Annotated in this window: 17 protein-coding genes and 1 tRNA gene; 6 read left to right on the top strand and 12 right to left on the bottom strand. The window is 68.4% G+C overall.

All coding sequences use genetic code 11. From position 1 onward, the window contains the following. Positions 1–2 precede the first annotated feature (2 nt). From ACK8OU_RS02690 to ACK8OU_RS02675, 4 genes are all read right to left on the bottom strand, one after another. Positions 3–671 carry an amino acid ABC transporter permease gene (locus ACK8OU_RS02690; RefSeq protein WP_410301812.1) on the bottom strand — a complete coding sequence of 223 codons (669 nt, stop codon included), beginning with the start codon at positions 669–671 and terminating at the stop codon, positions 3–5. A 5-nt stretch (positions 672–676) separates the two neighbouring features. Further along, positions 677–1447 carry an amino acid ABC transporter ATP-binding protein gene (locus tag ACK8OU_RS02685; RefSeq protein WP_410301811.1) on the bottom strand — a complete coding sequence of 257 codons (771 nt, stop codon included), beginning with the start codon at positions 1445–1447 and terminating at the stop codon, positions 677–679. A 67-nt stretch (positions 1448–1514) separates the two neighbouring features. Then, positions 1515–2336, bottom strand: coding sequence for a substrate-binding periplasmic protein (locus ACK8OU_RS02680; protein ID WP_410301809.1), 822 nt, complete (start codon positions 2334–2336; stop codon positions 1515–1517). A 123-nt stretch (positions 2337–2459) separates the two neighbouring features. Then, complete coding sequence (locus tag ACK8OU_RS02675; RefSeq protein ID WP_410301808.1) at positions 2460–3410, bottom strand: LysR family transcriptional regulator; 951 nt, start codon at positions 3408–3410, stop codon at positions 2460–2462. A gap of 126 nt (positions 3411–3536) precedes the next feature. On the opposite strand from ACK8OU_RS02675, the gene ACK8OU_RS02670 reads away from it, so the two are divergent. Together ACK8OU_RS02670 and ACK8OU_RS02665 are read left to right on the top strand one after the other, a co-directional pair. Beyond that, positions 3537–4820 (top strand): NAD(P)/FAD-dependent oxidoreductase, encoded by a 1284-nt coding sequence (locus ACK8OU_RS02670; RefSeq protein ID WP_410301807.1) that lies wholly within the window; start codon positions 3537–3539, stop codon positions 4818–4820. Positions 4821–4951: 131 nt separating this feature from the next. Next, a complete protein-coding gene (locus tag ACK8OU_RS02665; protein WP_410301806.1) occupies positions 4952–6268 on the top strand; it encodes an acetamidase/formamidase family protein in 1317 nt (438 codons plus the stop codon). 143 nt (positions 6269–6411) lie between these two features. On the opposite strand, the gene ACK8OU_RS02660 is transcribed toward ACK8OU_RS02665, so the two are convergent. From ACK8OU_RS02660 to ACK8OU_RS02650, 3 genes are all read right to left on the bottom strand, one after another. Continuing rightward, the gene (locus ACK8OU_RS02660) at positions 6412–6795 is read right to left on the bottom strand and encodes a hypothetical protein (protein WP_410301805.1); all 384 of its coding nucleotides are present in this window, start codon (positions 6793–6795) and stop codon (positions 6412–6414) included. A gap of 354 nt (positions 6796–7149) precedes the next feature. Next, a tRNA-Thr gene (locus ACK8OU_RS02655) sits at positions 7150–7225 on the bottom strand. Positions 7226–7412: 187 nt separating this feature from the next. Continuing rightward, complete coding sequence (locus ACK8OU_RS02650; protein ID WP_410301803.1) at positions 7413–9113, bottom strand: ABC transporter permease; 1701 nt, start codon at positions 9111–9113, stop codon at positions 7413–7415. An 81-nt stretch (positions 9114–9194) separates the two neighbouring features. On the opposite strand from ACK8OU_RS02650, the gene ACK8OU_RS02645 reads away from it, so the two are divergent. Further along, positions 9195–10070, top strand: a complete 876-nt coding sequence (locus ACK8OU_RS02645; RefSeq protein WP_410301802.1) for a hypothetical protein — start codon at positions 9195–9197, stop codon at positions 10068–10070. A 50-nt stretch (positions 10071–10120) separates the two neighbouring features. Here the strand turns inward: ACK8OU_RS02645 and ACK8OU_RS02640 are convergent, their stop codons facing one another. Beyond that, a complete protein-coding gene (locus tag ACK8OU_RS02640) occupies positions 10121–10372 on the bottom strand; it encodes a DUF2312 domain-containing protein (RefSeq protein ID WP_410301801.1) in 252 nt (83 codons plus the stop codon). A gap of 139 nt (positions 10373–10511) precedes the next feature. On the opposite strand from ACK8OU_RS02640, the gene ACK8OU_RS02635 reads away from it, so the two are divergent. Continuing rightward, positions 10512–10727 (top strand): hypothetical protein, encoded by a 216-nt coding sequence (locus ACK8OU_RS02635; protein ID WP_410301800.1) that lies wholly within the window; start codon positions 10512–10514, stop codon positions 10725–10727. Between the two features lie 71 nt (positions 10728–10798). Here ACK8OU_RS02635 and ACK8OU_RS02630 read toward each other — a convergent pair whose 3' ends face one another. Then, positions 10799–12811, bottom strand: coding sequence for an enoyl-CoA hydratase/isomerase family protein (locus tag ACK8OU_RS02630; RefSeq protein ID WP_410301799.1), 2013 nt, complete (start codon positions 12809–12811; stop codon positions 10799–10801). Positions 12812–13014: 203 nt separating this feature from the next. Then, positions 13015–13338: a TraR/DksA family transcriptional regulator gene (locus ACK8OU_RS02625; RefSeq protein WP_410301797.1), complete on the bottom strand. Its 324-nt coding sequence runs from the start codon at positions 13336–13338 to the stop codon at positions 13015–13017. Between the two features lie 164 nt (positions 13339–13502). Between ACK8OU_RS02625 and ACK8OU_RS02620 the strand changes: the two genes are divergently transcribed. Both ACK8OU_RS02620 and ACK8OU_RS02615 read left to right on the top strand, forming a co-directional pair. After that, positions 13503–13928, top strand: a complete 426-nt coding sequence (locus ACK8OU_RS02620; RefSeq protein WP_410301796.1) for a YeeE/YedE family protein — start codon at positions 13503–13505, stop codon at positions 13926–13928. Next, a complete protein-coding gene (locus ACK8OU_RS02615; protein WP_410301795.1) occupies positions 13928–14377 on the top strand; it encodes a DUF6691 family protein in 450 nt (149 codons plus the stop codon). Before ACK8OU_RS02620 ends, ACK8OU_RS02615 begins: the two co-directional genes overlap by 1 nt. Positions 14378–14463: 86 nt before the next feature. Here the strand turns inward: ACK8OU_RS02615 and ACK8OU_RS02610 are convergent, their stop codons facing one another. After that, positions 14464–15699, bottom strand: a complete 1236-nt coding sequence (locus ACK8OU_RS02610) for a FliM/FliN family flagellar motor switch protein (RefSeq protein WP_410301794.1) — start codon at positions 15697–15699, stop codon at positions 14464–14466. A 109-nt stretch (positions 15700–15808) separates the two neighbouring features. Next, entirely contained in the window at positions 15809–18517 is a 2709-nt protein-coding gene (locus ACK8OU_RS02605; RefSeq protein ID WP_410301793.1) for an ATP-binding protein, read from the bottom strand.

The following is an 18517-nucleotide window of genomic DNA, read 5'->3' as shown; positions in this document are numbered from 1 at the left end:
CCTCATGCCCGTGCCACATCCAGCCGGCGTTCCACCAGCGCGGCCAGGCGCGCCACCGGGAAGGACACGGCGAAATAGATCAGCGCCACGGCCGTGAAGGTTTCGATCGGGCGGTAGGATTCCGTCGCGACCTGCTTGCCCATGTACATCAGGTCCCCGATCGCCACGAGCGCGACCAGCGCCGATTGCTGAAACAGGGTGATGCCATTTGTGATCAGCACCGGCAGCGCCGCGCGCAGCGCGTGGGGAAAAATGATATAGGCCACGCGCTGCAGCGGCGAAAAGCCCAGCGCCACGCCCGCATCCATCTGTTCGCGCGGCACCGCCTGGATCGCGGCGCGGTAGGCCTCGGCGTTGAAACAGGCCAGGTTCAGGCCCAGCGCCAGAATGCCCATCGGCATCGGGTCCAGATAAACCCCGAACAGGATCGGCACGCAGTAGAAGAACCAGATCACCTGCACCAGCACCGGGGTGCAGCGAAAGAACTCGATCAGCAGGGCAAAGGGCGCGCGCACGAACCAATGCCGCGACATCACCAGAATCGCTATGCCAAAGCCCAGCGTCAGCGCGATCACATTGGCCGCAAAGGTCAGCTGCAGCGTGACCCACAGCCCTTCCATCAGATAGGGCCAGGCCTGTCTGACGTAGTGGAATTGAACATCGTAATCCATCGCGCCTACCCGTGGATATGGAAAACACGCTGGATGAATTCGCGCGTGCGCGGGTTCACCGGATCGCCCAGCACCTGTTCGGGGGGGCCATCCTCGACCACGACGCCGCCCGCGCAAAAGATCACGCGGCTGGCGATATTGCGCGCGAACCACATGTCATGCGTGACGATCATCATCGGCAGGCGCTGTTCGGCCAGTTCCAGCATCACCTGTTCGACCTCGGCCACCAGTTCGGGGTCCAGCGCGGATGTCACCTCGTCAAACAGCATCAGGCGCGGGTCCAGCATCAGCGCGCGGGCAATCGCCACGCGCTGCTTTTGCCCGCCCGACAGATGGCTGGGATAGGCGCCCGCCTTGGTTTCCAGCCCCAGCCGCGCCAGCAGCTGCATCGCCTTGTCGCGCGCCTCGGCCCGGGGCATGCCGCGCGTCTTGACCGCCGCCAGCATCAGGTTGTTCAGGATCGAAAGATGCGGAAACAGGGTATAGTGCTGAAACACCATCCCCACCTTCTTGCGCACATCGGCATCGATCCGGGTCTTGCCGTTGCGGGCGGTGATATAGGGCTGGCCTTCGAATTCGATGCTGCCCCCGGTGATGTCTTCCAGCCCCATCATGATGCGCAGCAGCGTGGACTTGCCCCCGCCCGAAGGACCGATCACCACCACCCGTTCGCCCGGCGACATGTCGAGGTTGATCCCCGACAGCACCTTGAGGCTGCCATAGGCCTTGTGGATGTTGCGCAGGCTGGCAAGGGGCTGGGTCATGGCGTCATACATCGTGATCTCCGGGCGCGGGAAAGGCCGGCCCGGGGTCGGGCCGGCAGGGGCGGGCAAGGGATGGCGATCAGTTCGCCTCGGCCAGGATCTGTTCGATCGCGGCCTGCAGCATCACATCCATCTGGCCGGTGGCACGCAGTTCTTCCAAAAAGAAGTTCAGCGATTGCAGGTCCTGATGCGACATCGACCGATGCACGCCCAGCCCCATGCCCTGACGCGACACGGCCGGTTCCGGGATCAGATGCGTCGCCCAATCGCTGTTGGCCGCGATATAGACCATGTTGGAATCGGACGGATCCGCCAGCACATCGCCCCGCCCCGACATCAGCGCCAGCCGCGCCTCATCCCCCGACGGCAGGCGCAGGATCCTGGCGTTTTTCGCCAGCGCCGTCACCGCCTTGTCCATATAGGTGCCCGAGGTCACGATGACGGTGACATCCGCCTTGTCGAAATCGGCAAAGGATTTCGCATCCGCAGGGATCTTCGCATTGTCCTTCTTGTAGGCCAGCGACACCTGATCGGGGATCGCGGCATCCGAAAAGCCCACCGCCAGCGCGCGCTGCGGCGTGTGGTTCAGCGCCAGCGACATGTCCCATTTGCCCGCCTGCAGGCCCGCGACGATGTTGTCCCAGGTGGTATCGACGAATTCATGCTTCACGCCCAGAACCTCGGTCGCGTAGCGTTTGCACAATTCGGCGAACAGGCCGCCGTATTCCTTGGTCAGCGGATCATAGCTGACGAAGGGCGGATAGACGGCGGCGCCACAGCGCAGCGTGCCGGCTTCCTGGACCCTGGCCCAGCTGGCCTCTTGTGCGCTGGCGGCGGTGGCGGCAAGGCCCAAGGTTGCGGCAAGCGACAGCCCGGACACGATGGCGCGGAAATTGGACATACGGTGAACTCCCTGACGGGCCGGCCTTTCCCGAAACGGGCGACCGGCTTGCTTGATGATTGCCCCCGGGGCACAGACCCTTGGGGATGGCCCATCAATGCGCTGCGGACGGGGCGCTGAAAATCAAGGAATGAGACTGATTTCATGCGGGTTCGGAATGAACCCGGGCGGCGGGGCCTGACGGTCGGCGGCGGTCTGGTCCAACAGCCAGTCGCGGAACAGCTGCAGCGGCATGTAATCGGACCGATCCTGCGGCCAGGCCAGGTAATAGGCCCCCGGGCTGCGCAGCGGCAGGTTCAGCGCAGGCACCAGCGCGCCCGAACGGATTTCATCCTCAAACAGGAATTCGGGCATCAGCGCGATGCCCATCCCGGCCATCGCCGCGCGCGACAGGGTGGCGAACTGGTCAAACAGCATGCCATAGACCGCGCTGTCATCGACGCCGTATTTCCGCAGCCAGCCTTCCCAGGCATCGGGACGGGTGTTCAGATGCAGCAGCGGCGCGCGGCGCAGATCGGCGGGGTCCCTGAAGGCATATTTCGCCGCAAGCGCGGGCGCGCACATCGGCAGGACGGTTTCCCCCCGCAACAGCGCCAGTTCGGCGCCGGGCCATTCGGGCGGGCCAAAATGGATGGCGGCATCCACCACATCCTGGCCGAAATCGAAGCGGCTGGCGCGGCTGAACATGTTCACCGTCACCTCGGGGTGGCGGGCCATGAAATCGGGCAGGCGCGGCGCCAGCCAGCGGCTGCCGAAGGTCGGCAGAATCCCCAGTGTCAGCGTACCGCCCGAGGGGCTGGCCCGCAGTTTCAGCGAGGCGTTCGATATCTTTTGCAGCGCGTCGCGCACCTCGCGGGCATAGATCTCGCCGCCATAGGTCAGGCGGATCGACTGCTTTTCGCGGATGAACAGCATCACGCCCAGCTGGCCTTCCAGCGTCTTGATCTGGCGCGACACCGCGCTTTGGGTCAGCGACAGTTCATGCGCGGCCTGGGTGATCGACCCGGTGCGCGCCGCCGCCTCGAACGCGGCCAGAAGCGGAAGTGAGGGCAGAAACCGACGTGGCGCGCGCATGATATTCCGAACCGGCATGACCTGTTGCAAAAGCGTCGCTACCTTAATGCGCGGGCGCGGTTAAAGAAAGGGGACGCGCATCCGGGGCCCTGGCAATTCCGCCCCCCGGGGATCAGGAGACCCAGCATGCAGAACAATCCGCGCACCCACGGTCTTTGGGCCCAAAGCGCCCCGCCCGCGCCGCAGACCGCCGCGCTGGAGGGGCCCGAACGGGCCGATGTGGTGGTGATCGGCGGCGGCTATACGGGGCTGTCCAGCGCGCTGCATCTGGCCGAACGCGGTGTCGATGTGGTGCTGGTCGAGGCCAGCCAGATCGGCTTTGGCGGCGCGGGGCGCAATGTCGGGCTGGTGAACGCCGGCATGTGGGTCATGCCCGAGGTGCTGGTCCGGACGCTGGGCCCTGTCTATGGCGACCGGCTTTTGTCAACCCTGGCCGAGGGCCCGGCCGAGGTCTGGGACATCGTGCGCCGCCATGACATCGCCTGCGAGGCCACGCCCCATGGCACCCTGCATGCCGCCGTCGGCCGCAAGGGCCTGGCCGAGATCGCCGAACGCGCCCGCCAGTGGCAGGCCCGCGGCGCACGGGTCGAGCTGCTGGACCGCGCCGCCGCCGCCGCGCTGCTGGGCACGACCCATTTCGCGGGCGCGTTGCTGGATCACCGGACCGGCACGATCCAGCCGCTGGCCTATGCGCGCGGGCTGGCGCGCGCGGCGCAGGACAAAGGCGCGCGGATCTATACCCAAAGCCCCGCGCTGCGGCTGGCCCCCGCCGGCACCGGCTGGCAGGTGGAAACGCCCGGCGGCACGGTGCAGGCCGGCCAGGTGGTCTTTGGCACCGATGCCTATACCGCGCATCTGATGCCGCAGATCCGCGACCAGCAGGTCTTTCTGCCCTATTTCAATTTCGCCACCCCCCCCCTGCCCGAGGATGTGGCCCGCACCATCCTGCCCGGCCGCCATGGCGCCTGGGACACGAAAGAGGTGCTGTTGTCCTTCCGCATGGATGCGGCAAACCGGCTGGTGTTCGGATCGGTCGGCGCGCTGCGCGGCACCGGGATCGCCGTGCATCGCGCCTGGGCACAGCGGATGATCGCCCGGCTGTTTCCCCGGATCGGCCGGACCGGGTTCGAACATGAATGGTATGGCCAGATCGGCATGACCACCGACAACCTGCCCCGCTTCCATGTGCTGGCCGAGGGCGTCTATACCTTCTGCGGCTACAACGGTCGCGGCATTGCGCCGGGCACGGTCTTTGGCCGGGTGATGGCCGATTTCCTGACCGGCAACCGCAACACCGATGCCCTGCCCCTGCCCGTCACCACACCCGCCGCCCGCACCACGCGCGCCGTACAATCCCTTGGCTATGAAATCGGCGCGCAACTGGTCCATCTGACCGAAGGCCGGCGCTAGGCCGGGTGACCGGCGCCCGTGCATGGCCTGTCCTGCCGTGCCCGCGCGAACCGACACAATGCAGCGCGCTTGCAGTTCCGCCCCTCCGGTCTACTCTTGATCCAATACCCTGAACCCAACGGGAGGATATCATGCCAGATGGAACCACCACCGCAGCGCGCCGCAGCGTCGTCGTGTCGGAATTCACCAACAGCGTCCTGGACCCCGCCGCGCCGATGCTGGGACCCGTGGAAAACGGCGGCACGATCATCGCCAACACCGCGCCGGGGTGCTGGGGGCCGATGATCACCCCGCGCCTGCGCGGCGGGCACGAAGTCACCACCCCCGTCTTCGTCAACGGGGCCGAACCCGGCGACGGCATCGCCATCCGCATCCGCGACATCACCGTGACCTCGATCGCCACCGCATCCGGCCATGACAGCTCGCCCGAGGGGTTCTGCCTGGGCGACCCCTATATCGCCGCGCGCTGCCCGGTCTGCGATACGGTCTGGCCGGAAACCCATGTGGAAGGCATCGGCCAGGACGCGGTGAAATGCGACACCTGTGGCAATGCGGTCAAACCCTTCGAAATCGTGCACGGCTATACCGTCACCTTCGATGACACCCGCAGCGTCGGCCTGACCCTGCCCAGAGCCGCCGCCGAGACCATTGCGCGGGACGCGAACCATTACGCCGCCCTGCCCGACGGCAGCCGTCAGCATTCGATCCTGACCTATGCGCCGTCCGACATGCCCGGAACGCTGGTGCGGATGCGGCCCTTCCTGGGCCAGCTTGGCACCTGCCCGTCCATGGCCATGCCCGACAGCCATAACGCAGGCGATTTCGGCGCCTTCCTGGTGGGCGCGCCGCATGCCTATGCGATCACCGCCGAACAACTGGCCGAACACAAGACCGATGGCCACATGGACATCGACGCCGTGCGCGCCGGCGCGATCCTGATCGCGCCGGTCAAGGTCAAGGGCGCGGGCATCTACATGGGCGACATGCACGCAGGCCAGGGCGATGGCGAAATCGCGGGCCATACGATGGATGTGGCCGGCAGCGTGACGCTGCAGGTCGAGGTCGTGAGGAACTATCCGCTGGATGGTCCGGTGCTGTTCCCGCTGGAAGAGGATCTGCCCCCGCTGGCCCGCCCCTTTACCGCGGCCGAACGGGCAAAGGGTCAGCGGCTTGCCGGGCAATGGGGGGTGGCGGATATCGAGCCGCTGGCACCGGTCTCGGTCATCGGCACGGCGGCCAACCTGAACGCGGCGATCGACAACGGGCTGGCGCGGGCGGCGAAACTTCTGGGAATGACCGTGGCCGAGGTGCGCAACCGCGCCACCGTCAACGGCGCGATCGAGATCGGCCGCGCGCCGGGCGTCATCCAGGTGACATTCCTGGCCCCCCTGTCGCGCCTCGACGCCGTTGGGCTGGGCGACTATGCGCGCGAGCAATACAACCTCTGACCACGCTCAGCAGAACCGGGCCGCGGGACACAGGCACCCGCGGCCCGGGCCGAAGGGGGCATGATCATCGACGGGCTAGCCGCCGCAATCGGCAGCGTTCTGGCACGCCGGGTCGGCACGCACCGCACGGATTACCATGCCCGTCAGGTCAGGAACGGCGGAATCCTGGTCCTGGTCCGGGTGCGGACTGCGGACGCCGAAAAGGAAAGGCTGGCCTTTCCGGATCCGCGCCGGTTCGTCGCGCAACAGACAGGCCTCTTCCTCGGGGGCAGATCGCCCTTGTCGAAGCCGGTGATCATCGGTGCGGCATGGTCGCGGAACGCCCCGCCCGCAGCCAGCAGACAGACATGCACGATGACAAAGGCCGCAATGGCAAAGCCGATCAGGATGTGCGGATTGGCCACCACCCGCACAGCCAGCGCCAGCAGGATCAGCCCCCCGATCCCACCCATGCCCATGCCCACGCCCATGCCGGGCATGGAAACCCCCGTGATATTGGCCAGCAGCGCCGCAACCTTCGGCTTCATCGCATCCCCTTCGCCTTCCTGCGTCAGGATCCGCGGCCTGACACGGATCACCACAATCAGAAAAATGCCTTTGGCACGTTTCGCACGGCCCGCCCTGCGGGTTTCAACCCCGGCGGGGGCGTTGGCTTTCATATATCACGGGTTTTGTTACGATTGCCTTGCCGGGCCTGTGCTTTTTCGCCGCATCGGCTGACTGGCGCCACGCCATCCTGCCGGCCAGCGCGATCACCGAATCGATACGATCCAAAAGCGGCCTGCCGGACTGTCTGCGCGGGCAAAGCCTGCCCTGCACAAATCAACGAACAGAAAAACCAAATGATTTCCCTATGGTTCTTCCGTCTCCAAAGGGAAAAGTGGTGCCGGAGAAGGGACTCGAACCCCCGACCCTCGACTTACAAGATCGCCGCTCTACCAACTGAGCTACACCGGCCAACCACAAGGTTCAGATAGATCGCCCGCCGCGCGCGTGCAAGCCCCTGCACGGCCCCGCCCCCCCCGATCATGCCTGCCTTCGGCTTTGCGGAAATATCCTCCGGGGGTCCGGGGGTGGAAAACCCCCGGCGGCGGCACCACGCGCGCCCCGGGGGACCAGACGCGTGGCCCCATCACCCCCGTGATCACGCCCGTGCACGCGCCCGCGCGCCCAGATTGGCCCGCGCCAGAATCGCCACAGCCGCCAGACCCACCACCATCACCAAAAGCGCCGCCGGCGAGGCATCGCCCAGGTTTTCCAGGCTCGCCTTCTCATGCACCCGCGTCGCCAGGGTCTCATAGTTGAACGGCCGCAACAGCATTGTCGCCGGCAATTCCTTGACACAATCGACAAAGACCAGCAGCAGCGCCGATCCGACCGACCCCTTCATCAGCGGCAGATAGACCTCGCGCAGGGCCCCGCCCGCGGTGCGGCCCAGCGACCGGGCGGCCATCGGCAACGACGGCGACACCCGGCCAAAGGCGGTATCGGCGGCCCCCTGCGCAATGGCAAAGAACCGCACCACATAGGCCAGAACGATCGCCGCCGCCGACCCGGTCAGCAACAGCCCCGGGTCATGCCCGGTCAGCGCAGCCAGCAGATCGGCCAGCCGGTGATCCAGCGCCGCCAGCGGCAGCAGGATGCCCACCGCCAGCACCGCCCCCGGCGCCGCATAGCCCAGCGTGGTAAAAGGCAACAGCACCCGTGGCAGCTGCCGCCCGGTCATCCGCACGCCATAGACCATGAACAGCGCCGCCAGCACCGTCAGAACCGCCGCCGTGCCGCCCACCGCCACCGTATGCCACAGCGCGCGGCTCAGCCCCGGGCCGACCCAGGCTTCCGGATTGGCCAGCGCATGCGCCCCCATCACCGCAACCGGCAGCACGAAACCCAAGGCAAAGGGCAGCGCGCAGGCCAGCATCGCGGCCCATCCCGCAAGACCGCGCAGGGACTGGCGCGCGACAGGGCGCGGCTGGCGGGCCGACTGGTAATAGCGCGAATTCTTGCGGCTGATCTTTTCCAGCGCCAGCAGCGCAAAGACCACGCCCAGAATCACCCCCGCGATCTGCGCCGCGCCCCCGGCATTGCCCGCCTCCAGCCAGGTGGTGAAGATCCCCGTGGTCAGCGTCTGCACGCCAAAATAATCCATCACGCCATAATCCGCCACCGTCTCCATCATCGCGATGGCTGCCCCCGCCGCGATCGCCGGGCGCGCCAGCGGCAGGCCCACCCGCCAGAACAGGCCCAGCGGCCCCGCGCCCAGGGCCCGCGCCACCTCATAGCTGCCGCCCGATTGTTCGCGAAAGGCCGCGCGCGCCAGCAGATAGACATAAGGATACAGCGCCGCCGCCAGCACGATCACCGCCGCCGCGCGCGAACGCACCGGCGGAAACCAGTAATCGCGCACCGAGACCCAGCCAAAGGTCTCGCGCAGCGCGATCTGCACCGGGCCGGAATAATCCAGGAAATCCACCAGCGCATAGGCGCCCACATAGGCCGGGATCGCCAGCGGCAGCAGCAGCAGCCATTCCAGCACCCCCGACAGCGGAAAACGGTACATCGTGATCAGCCAGGCCGCCCCCGCCCCCACCATCGCCGACAAAAGACCCACGCCCCCCGCCAGAATCGCCGTGTTGACCAGATAGCGCGGCAGCGCGGTCGCGATCAGATGCGGCCAGATGTTTTCCGACGGATTCGCCGCGACCCACAGCACCGCCAGGATCGGCGCCACGATCAGCGCCGCAATCACCAGCGCGCCCGCCGACCAAAGCCCGCTGCCGGACTGGCGCAACCCCTGTGTGGCGGCGCCCCCGCGCGCCAGTGATTGACTGTTTTTCTTGGTCATCATGCAAGCGGGTTACAGCAAAGCCATTTGCCTGTCCAGAAAGCCCCCTGTAAGACTTTGCCGAACAGTAGGGTATATGTCATGCAGGTTGTATTTCACCTTGGCGCGCATGCAACGGATGAGGACCGGCTGGTCCGCGCGCTGCTGCGCAATGCCGATACGCTCAATATCGATGACATCGTGGTGCCCGCGCCCTCGCGCTATCGCCTGGCGCTGCGCGATGCGCTGGTCGCGCTGAAGGGCGATCCCGCCCCGGCCGAGGTGCAAACCCGCCTGCTGACCGGCGCGGTCGATCGTGACCCGCCGCGCCGGATCGTGTTCAGCCACGACTTCTTCCTGTGCGTTCCCCAGCGCGTCATCCTGCCGCAGGGGTTTTACAGCATGGCGCCGGGCAAGATCGCGCCGCTGGCCAACCTGTTCCCCGAGGCCCAGACCGAATTTCACCTGGCGCTGATCAACCCCGCCACGCTGATCCCCGCGCTGCTGGAACGGATCGAGGGGGCAAGCTATGCAACCCTGATGGCGGGGCATGACCCGCGCGCCCTGCGCTGGGGGCCGGTGGTGCGGCGCATGGTCGAGGCGGCGGCGGGCCGGCGCTTTGTGATCTGGTGCCACGAAGATACGCCGCTGATCTGGCCCGAGGTGATGCGATCCGTGACCGGCCTGCCCGCCGGGGCGCCGCTTCGGGGCGATTTCACCATCCTGTCGACGATCATGTCCCAGGCCGGGATGAAGCGCCTGCGCGCCTATCTGGCCAGCCATCCGCCGAAAACCATCGCCCGGCGGCAGCGGATCATCAGCGCCTTCCTGGACAAGTTCGCCCTGCCCGACCAGATCGAGCTGGACCTGCCCTTCCCGGGCTGGGACGCGGCACTGGTCGATGAGATCACCGCCACCTATGAGGCCGATTGCGCCGAAATCGCCGCCCTGCCCGGGGTCGAGTTCATCGCCCCCTGAGACGCGTCCACGGCGGGCAGCACCGGGCCCCAAGGCCCGGCGCAACCGGATCAGGCCATGCCCAGCGCGGCCTTGTAGATATCCAGAATCGCCTCTTCCTCGGCCAGATCGTTCTTGTCGCGCTTGCGCATCCCGATGATCTTTTTCATCACCTTGGTGTCATAGCCGCGGGCCTTGGCTTCGGACATCACGTCCTTCTGCTGTTCGGTGATGTCCTTTTTCTCGGCCTCAAGATGTTCATATTGCTCGATGAACTGGCGCAGTTCGTCGGCGGCGACATTATAGGTGGCATCGCTGGGCATGTCGGTCCTCTTTCACGGGCGCATCGCTTTGCCCCTGACTAGACGCTCATCCGCCGGTCTTCAAGAAGATGCCGCCCTTGCCATGCGCGGGGCTTCGCGCTAGGCGGCAAGGATCGGCAAAAATGGGTGAGGACGGGGCATGGACGGGCTGATCTGGACGGGCGCGGCAGTTTCGGTCGCGGGCTTGGCGGGGATTGTCTGGTGCATCCTTGCCGTCACCCGGGCCAGGCGTGCGGGACTGGACGATGCCGCGCTGCGCGCGCGCCTGCAGCGGGTGGTGGCGATCAACCTGGCGGCGCTGTTCGTGTCGGTCGTGGGACTGATGATGGTGGTGATCGGCGTGGTGCTGCGCTAGCCCCGCCACTGCCCCCCGTGGCTGGGCCCCCGTGGCTGCACCCCCGTGGCTGGACCCCGCCCGGCCGGACCTCAGGGCGCGCTGAGGTCGCAAAACCGCTTGCCGTTGCGGATCAGCACATCCCACAGCGTGACCGGCGCGGGCGCGCCTTCCCCGGCCAGCGCGCGCAACAATTTGCGCGTCGCCAGCAGGCCCGCCTGGTCGGCCTGAAACAACGGCCCGCCCAGATGATCGGGAAAGCCCAACCCCAGCGCCGCCGCCAGGTCGATGTCGCTGGCGCGATGGGCGGCCCCTTCCTGCAACAGCGCCGCGCCCTCGGCGGCCATCTCGGCCCACAGCCGGGCCCGCAATGTGGCAGGCGGCAGGCGGCGCGCGACCACCCCGGCTTCGCGCCGGACAGCCTCCAGCAGCGCGTCCAGCCGCGGGGCGGGCACGGGCGGGGCGCCTTCGGGATGCAGATACAGCGCCGCCCCCGCCCCCTGCAGCGCCAGCGCCAGAAGCCCCGGGTCACGCCCGCCACGCCGGATCGCGGCGGCCAGACGCCCCGGACCGATGCGGTCGGCCCGCGCCAGCGGCCCCTGTGCCAGGCCCAGCGCGATCAACGCCTGATCCGCCTGCTGCGGCGCCGCCCCCGCGATCACCGCGCGTTCCGCCGCAGCCAGCAGCGCCGCCTCAAGCCGCGCCAGGATGCCAACGCCCGCCGCCGCGCCCAGCACCACCGCGCCCGGGGCCAGCGCCAGAAGCCCGTGGGCCAGCCTCACCGCACCGGGCGCGGCCTGATCGCTGGCGGCCAGTTCGCACAACGCCCCGCCACGGCGCAGCCCCAGAACGGGGCCCGCCGCCTGCGCGCCTTCCAGCACCAGAACCGTCGCCGGGCCGCACAGCGCGCGCAGGCCCGCCACCGTCTCGGCCCGCGCCCGGGCCGGGCCGGTCAGGCCCGCCACGATCAGCGCGGGCGCATCGCCCCCCGCCGCGCGCAGGCCTGCCGGTTCGGTCGCAGCGCCCAGCCGGCCCCAATCGGCCTCGCGCCGGGCGGGATCAAGCCGGCCCGATTGCACCGCGGTTTCCTGTGCCATGGCGATTCGCGCAAAGGCCTGCTGCAAGCGGTCCGGGGCCGAGGCGCCCAGAACCACCTCATGGCCCGCGCCGATCAGCGCCAGCGCCAGCGCGTCAGACTGATCCCACAGCGCCACGCGCAGCGGCGGCTGCAGATCGGGCCCAGGCGCCACCGCCCCCGGCACCTGGGCTGCCCGGCGGCGTGCCGCGGCGGCATGGCGCAAGCCCTGCGCTACCGCCCCACCGGCCAGATCGGCAAAGGCGACCTCTTCGTAATCCAGCGCCTCATCCAGCGGCAGCAACAGCGCGGCCTCGGCGCAATCGGCGCGGCGGTGCGCGGCTTCGGCCAACGGCCCCGGCGCGATGCGCGCGCGCGCCTGCGCCACCGCGGCCAGCCCCGCCGCGGGATCGGCAAGCCCCGCCTCGGGGCTGCGGCCCAGCGACAGGCCATCGCCCAGAAGTCCACACGCCAGAACCACGGGATCGGCGGCCTCGGCCGACAGAACCGCATCGCACAGGCCAAGGCCCAGCGCGTGCCGCGCCCCGACCGGCCCCTCGGCGTGATCGCACAGCGCCAGCGCCGCCCCCGGCCCCGCCCGGCGCGCCAGCCGCACCAGCCCGCCCGCAGCCGGCAACAGGCCCAGGCCGGTCTCGGGCGCAAGGAAGGCGGTCCCGGTCAGCGCCACGCGCAACCGCACCGCCTGCGACAGCGCCAGCGCGCCGCCCGCCACCTGCCCCGACAACAGCGCGATCACCGGCACCTGCGCGCCCGCAAGCACCCCGGCCAGCGCCCGCAGGCCCGGCACGCCGGGCACGTCGTCATAATCCCCGGCCACATCCGCCGCCACCGGCCAGCCCGCGCTTGCGCATAGCACAACCGCCCGCCCCCCCGGCGCGGCAAACGCGGCTGCAAGGGCGCCGCCAAGGGCCGCGCGCAGCCGCCCGCCAAACCCCGCGTCAGAATGGCCCGCCAACGCCGACAGGTCGATCACCGCGACCCCTTCGGTCATCCGAAACCCGTCTTGCACGGTCATATCCATTCGCCCCTTGCGCGCCCATATACTATACTTGCCACTTGCCGGGGCCCGAGTTTACGGCCAAATCGGCGCAAGGCAACGCCCCGGCGGCCGTTTTGGGCCGGTCATCCACAGGCCGCGACCCCACGGTCAGCGGCAAGGACCGGCGGTCCTCAAGGCGCCACGGTCAAGGTCGGGCGGTCAAGGTCGGGCGGTCAATGCGCGGCGGCGTGATCGCGGCAAAAGGGGGTGCCGGGCAGCACGTCCAGCCGTTCCTCGGCGATGCGCGCGCCACAGGTGACGCAAAACCCGTATTCCCCCCCGGCGATCCGCTGAAGCGCCGCGTCGATCATGCGGATCTCGGCCTGCGCCGCATGGCCCAGATCTTCCAGAACCTCATCCTGTTCGCGTTCGGTGGCCAGCTCTTCCCAGTCCTTTTCCTGATGCTGGTCCAGCTCGGAATCGATGCTTTGCATGCGCTGGGTCAGCTGGGCGCGGCGGGTTTCCAGTTCGGCCTTGCGGGTTTCTACGGATTTCATCGCACTCTCCTGTCGATCCTGTCCATTTAGGCATAGCACCCCCACGCAGCCTTGATACAGGTCAAAGCGCCCCGGCTTGAGCTTGTGTGCCCCCCGCCTGTATCCTGCCCCCGCGCAAGGGAGCGCCGGCGTCCCCGCCGGTTGCGCGCGAATTGGGAGACGGGATGGAACAAGACTGGATCTGGGGCCTTGTCGGCGGGCTGATGATTGGGGCGGCGGCGGGCCTGTATCTGCTGGTGAATGGCCGCATCATGGGCGCAAGCGGCATTCTGGGCGGGCTGGTGGACGGCACCGGGCGGCGCGAGGGGGCCGAACGACTGGCCTTTCTGGCCGGTGTCATCGCGGTGCCGCCGGTTCTGGTGCCGCTTTATACGGTCGTGGACACGCATATCACGTCAAATGTGGCGGTGATCGTGCTGGCAGGCCTGCTGGTGGGCGTGGGCACGCGGATCGCCAATGGCTGCACCTCGGGGCACGGGGTCTGCGGCATGTCGCGCTTTTCGCTGCGCGGCTTCGTGGCCACGGTGTTCTACCTGCTGGGCGGCGGGCTGGCGCTGGTGCTGGGGCGCCATGTTCTGGGGGTGATCTGATGCGCAACCTGTTCGCCTTTATCGCCGGTGGGCTGTTCGGCGCGGGGCTTCTGGTCTCGGGCATGGTGGATACGACCAAGGTGCAGGGCTGGCTGGACGTGTTCGGCGCCTGGGACCCGACGCTTGCCTTCGTCATGGGGGGTGCGGTGGTGCCCATGGTCCTTGTCTGGCGTCTGGCGGACCGGCGCGGGCGCGCGGTGCTGGGCGATCCGATCCCGCGCCCGCAGCCCCCGGTGGTGGATCGCAACCTTGTGGTGGGGTCGCTGCTGTTCGGGGCGGGCTGGGGCATCGCGGGGCTGTGCCCGGGACCCGCACTGGCGCAGCTGAGCTTTGGTGGCTGGCAGGGCGCGCTGTTCGTGGCCGCCATGGTGGCCGGCATGGCGGTTGCGCCTGCGCTGCGCGGCCTGCTGGACCGGATCGACCGCCCCATGCCGCAACAGGACGCCTGATCCGGGTGACAGGCGGAGGTCACGCACCGCCCCTTGCATGGCCCTTTCCATGGGCCCCGCCCCCGCCCCGGGTGGCGCGGCGCGCCCTAGAAGGCCGAGCCCATGCGCAGCGGCACCAGCCCCGCCCCGTCATCCGACGGCGCCGGATCAAGCCCCGCGCCCGGCGGGTCCAGGCCTGCGGCAAGGCCGGGCGCGCCAGCCCCGGAACCGTCGGGCGCAGGGCCGGGCGCGGGCAGGTCCAGATCGAAGGCGCGCGCCTCATTGCGGGCATTGTCGGACAGGAAACCGGGCGGCAAGGTCGCCATCCGGGCCGAGGGCCGGGGCATCGGCGCCAGCGTCGCGCCCGCCGCCTCGGGGCTGCTGCCGTCCCCCGGTTCGTCCTCATCCGTCTCACTGCGCGGCACCACGCGCAACGCCCGCATCCCGCGCGCCTGGCCCAGCCGCCCGCCCGCGACATGCCGCCCGCCGCTGCCTTCCAGACGCAGGGTTTCCAGCGCATCGGCCGGCAAGGGGATGTCCATGCCCACCCGCAGCGACAGCACCGCCGACAGCGGCACGGTCATGCGATGCAGCACCGCGTTCAGCGTCACCGGCGCGGCAAGGACCGACCGTTGCATCTGCGTCTGCCACTGCGCCTGCGTATCGGGGACATCGGGGGCATCGCCCCCCACCGCCGGATCCGCCGCCCCGCGCCGGGCCACCGCGATCCGATCCGGCCCCGGGCCACGGCCCTGTGCGGGAACCGCCCAAAGAAACCCCGCCTCACGCGCGCCCCCCGTACCCAGGCGCAGCTGCACCCGCCAGACGCGATAGGACACATCTTCCAGCAAAAGCCCCAGCGGGCGCGGATCATCCAGGAATGAGGCATAACGGAACCCGCCCGCCCAGGTGATCGCCTCATCCGCGGCCAGGGCCTCTTCCACCGCGGCCAGCACCGTGTCGATGAAATCGGCCGACATCGTCGCATCGGTCCGCGTCGGGCGGCGGGCGGGCGGGGCATGGGCGGACAGGCGGCCCATCGTCTGCGCCTCGATCAGGGCCGACATCATCGGCGGCGGCAACGCCACCAGGCCCAGCCCCTCACCCGGACCTTCGATCATCGCCAGCAGCGACAGATCTTCCAGCGCCTCGGGCAGATCCGCCAGCGTCATGCGCGTTTCCTTCAGCTCGACCACCTGCAACGGCAGGTTAAGCCGGTCCTGCGTCGCCCGCACCAGCGCCTGCGAAATCGCCCGGTCCGGTGTCATCGGCGCCAGGGGCGGCGGCGGCTTGCCCGCCTCGGCCTTTTTGCGCAACACCGTATGAAGCCTGTCGCTGGTCATCCGCCTGGTCCCGTCTTCGCCCCCGCAAGCCCCCGGCAGGGGCCTTGTCCGAAGGCATCGCAGATCAAGGTTTAGAAATCGTTGCCAGCCGTTCCTTTTCCGTTCCGGCCTACGCGCCCGGATCGGCCCCCGCTGCCGCATCCCGCCGGCGCAGGGGCAGTGTCACGCGAAAGGCCGCGCCCCCCTGTCCGGGCACATAATCGATCGTGCCGCCCAGATTCACCATGATCTCGCGGCAGATCGCCAGCCCCAGTCCCGCGCCCCCCGCCTTCGACGTATCCGTCAGGCGCGAGAATTTCTCAAAGATCAGGCCTTGCGCCTTTTTCGGGATGCCCGAACCGTTGTCGATGAAATCCACCTGCACGCGGCCTGCGCGTTGCTTGACCTCGATGCGCAGCACGGGGCGGTCGGCATCGCAATATTTGCGCGCGTTCGCGATCAGGTTGATGAACACCTGCACCAGCCGGTCGGCATCGGTAAAGACCGGCATGTGTTCGGCGGCCGGATCGCGTTCAATACGGAACGGGCGTTCCGCGCGCGAGGATGAGGCCGCCGTGACCGCGCGGCTGATCAGATCATGCAGGTTGGCCACTGTGATGTTCAGCTGCGCCTTGCGGTTTTCCAGCACGCTGAGGTCCAGCAGATCATCCAGCAGCCGGGTCAGCCGGCGGGCCTCTTCGTGGATGATTTCGGCATATTGGGCGCGCATCGGCTCGGGCAGGTCGGGTTCCATCAGGATTTCGGAAAACGCCCGGATCGAGGTCATCGGCGTGCGCAATTCATGGCTGATCTGGCCCAGGAAGGCATCCTTCTGCACCGACAGTTCGGTCAGCTTGTCATTGGCCTCGCGCAGCGCGCGCGCGGTGCGGACCAGTTCCTCGGACTTGGCTTCCAGCTGGGCGGAATATTCCTTGATCTCGGCCGCCTCGCCCGCCACCGCGATCAGATCCTGCACCGAAACACTGGCCCCGCCCGACAGCTGCGCGATCATCGCATGGGCCGTCGCCGCCCCCACCGATCCCGCCAGCTGGCGTTCCAGCCGGGCGATGAAATCGGGGGTGGTGTCGGGCAAAAAGCCCGCCTTGCCCTGCGCCGCCGCCTCGGCCTGAAAGAATCGCTGCGCCTCATCCACGCCCAGGATGCGCTGGGACATCGACAGCAGGTCCTCGGCCTCGGCCTGGCCCCGCGACCAGCTGCGCGTGCCGGGCGCCTGATCGAAAATGTTGACGAAGGCCACGCCCTGAAGCCGCTCCATCGGGCCGGGGAAGGAAAACAGCGACACCCCCAGGAAGGCCGCCGTGTTCAGCAAAAGCGACCAGAACAGCGCATGCAGCAAGGGGTCCAGCCCCTCGATCCCGAACAGCGCACGCGGGCGCAGCCAGCCGATGCCAAAGGGCCCCTCGGCCAGGACGGCGGCGGAAATCAGGCCATCCTCGCCAAAGGACGGCAGGAACAGCGTGTAAAGCCAGATCGCAAAGCCCAGGGTTAGCCCCGCGATCGCGCCCGACCGCGTCCCCCCGCGCCAGAAGATGCCCCCGATCATCGCGGGCAGCACCTGCGCGGTGCCCACAAAGGCGATCAGCCCGATCGCCGCCAGCGCCGCCGACCCGCCCGAAAGGCGGAAATAGCCATAGCCCATCGCCAGCACCACCGCGATCGACAGCCGCCGCGACATCAGCACCAGCCCGCGCACATCGCCCGGCGCGCGCGCCGATCCCGCCCGCAACGCCAGCCACAGCGGCGTGACGATATGGTTCGACACCATCGTCGCCAGCGCGATCGCCGCCACGATCACCATCGAGGTCGCCGAGGAAAACCCGCCCAGAAAGGCCAGCAGCGCCAGCCCCCCCTCACCCGCGGCCAACGGCAGGGTCAGCACGAACAGATCCGGGTTGGTGCCCGGCGGCATCCGTTCCAGACCGATCACCGCGATCGGCACGACAAACAGGCTCATCAGCATCAGATAGGCGGGAAAGGCCCAGCTGGCGGTGGCCAGATGGCGTTCATCGGTGTTTTCCACCACCATCACCTGAAACATCCGCGGCAGGGTCAGGATGGCGGCGGCGGACACGAAGGTCAGCCCCGCCCAGCGGCCCGGCTGCAAGCGCCAGTCCGAAATCGCCGAGGCGTCGATGCGCGCCAGCACATCCGCCACGCCCCCCGCCAGCCCCCAGACCACGAATATCCCCACCGCCAGCAGCGCCACCAGCTTCATCACCGCTTCCAGCGCAATGGCCATGACCACACCGTGATGGCGTTCGTTGGCATCCAGGTTGCGCGTGCCGAACAGGATGGTGAACAGCGCCAGCCCCCCCGCCAGCCACAGCGCCGTCGCCCCCTGATCCGGCAGCGCCCAGCCCAGCGGCGCATCGGCGGCAAAGACCCCGAAGCTCAGCGTGACCGATTGCAGCTGCAGCGCGATATAGGGCGTGTAGGACGCCACCGCCATCAGCGTGACGATCACACCCAGGGTGTTCGACTTGCCATAGCGGCTTGAGATCAGATCGGCGATCGAGGTCACCCGCTGCGCCCGGCCGATCCGCACCAGCTTGCGCAATATCCACCACCAGCCCACGAACACCAGCGTCGGGCCCAGATAGATCGTCACGAATTCCAGCCCGGAACGCGCCGCATAGCCCACCGCGCCGTAAAAGGTCCAGGCGGTGCAATAGATCGACAGCGACAGCGTATAGACGATGGGACTGCGCAAAAACCGCACGCGCCGGCCGCGCATCTCGCGCCGCTCGACCTCAAAGGCCACCGCGAACAGGATGATCACATAGACCAGACAAACCGCGACCAGAACGTTGAAGGGCAT

The organism is Pontitalea aquivivens, assembly GCF_046507575.1.
In the GTDB taxonomy this organism is placed as follows: domain Bacteria; phylum Pseudomonadota; class Alphaproteobacteria; order Rhodobacterales; family Rhodobacteraceae; genus Pontitalea; species Pontitalea aquivivens.
Note: the sequence above shows the minus strand (reverse complement) of the source record. Positions and strands in the feature narration are given on the sequence as shown.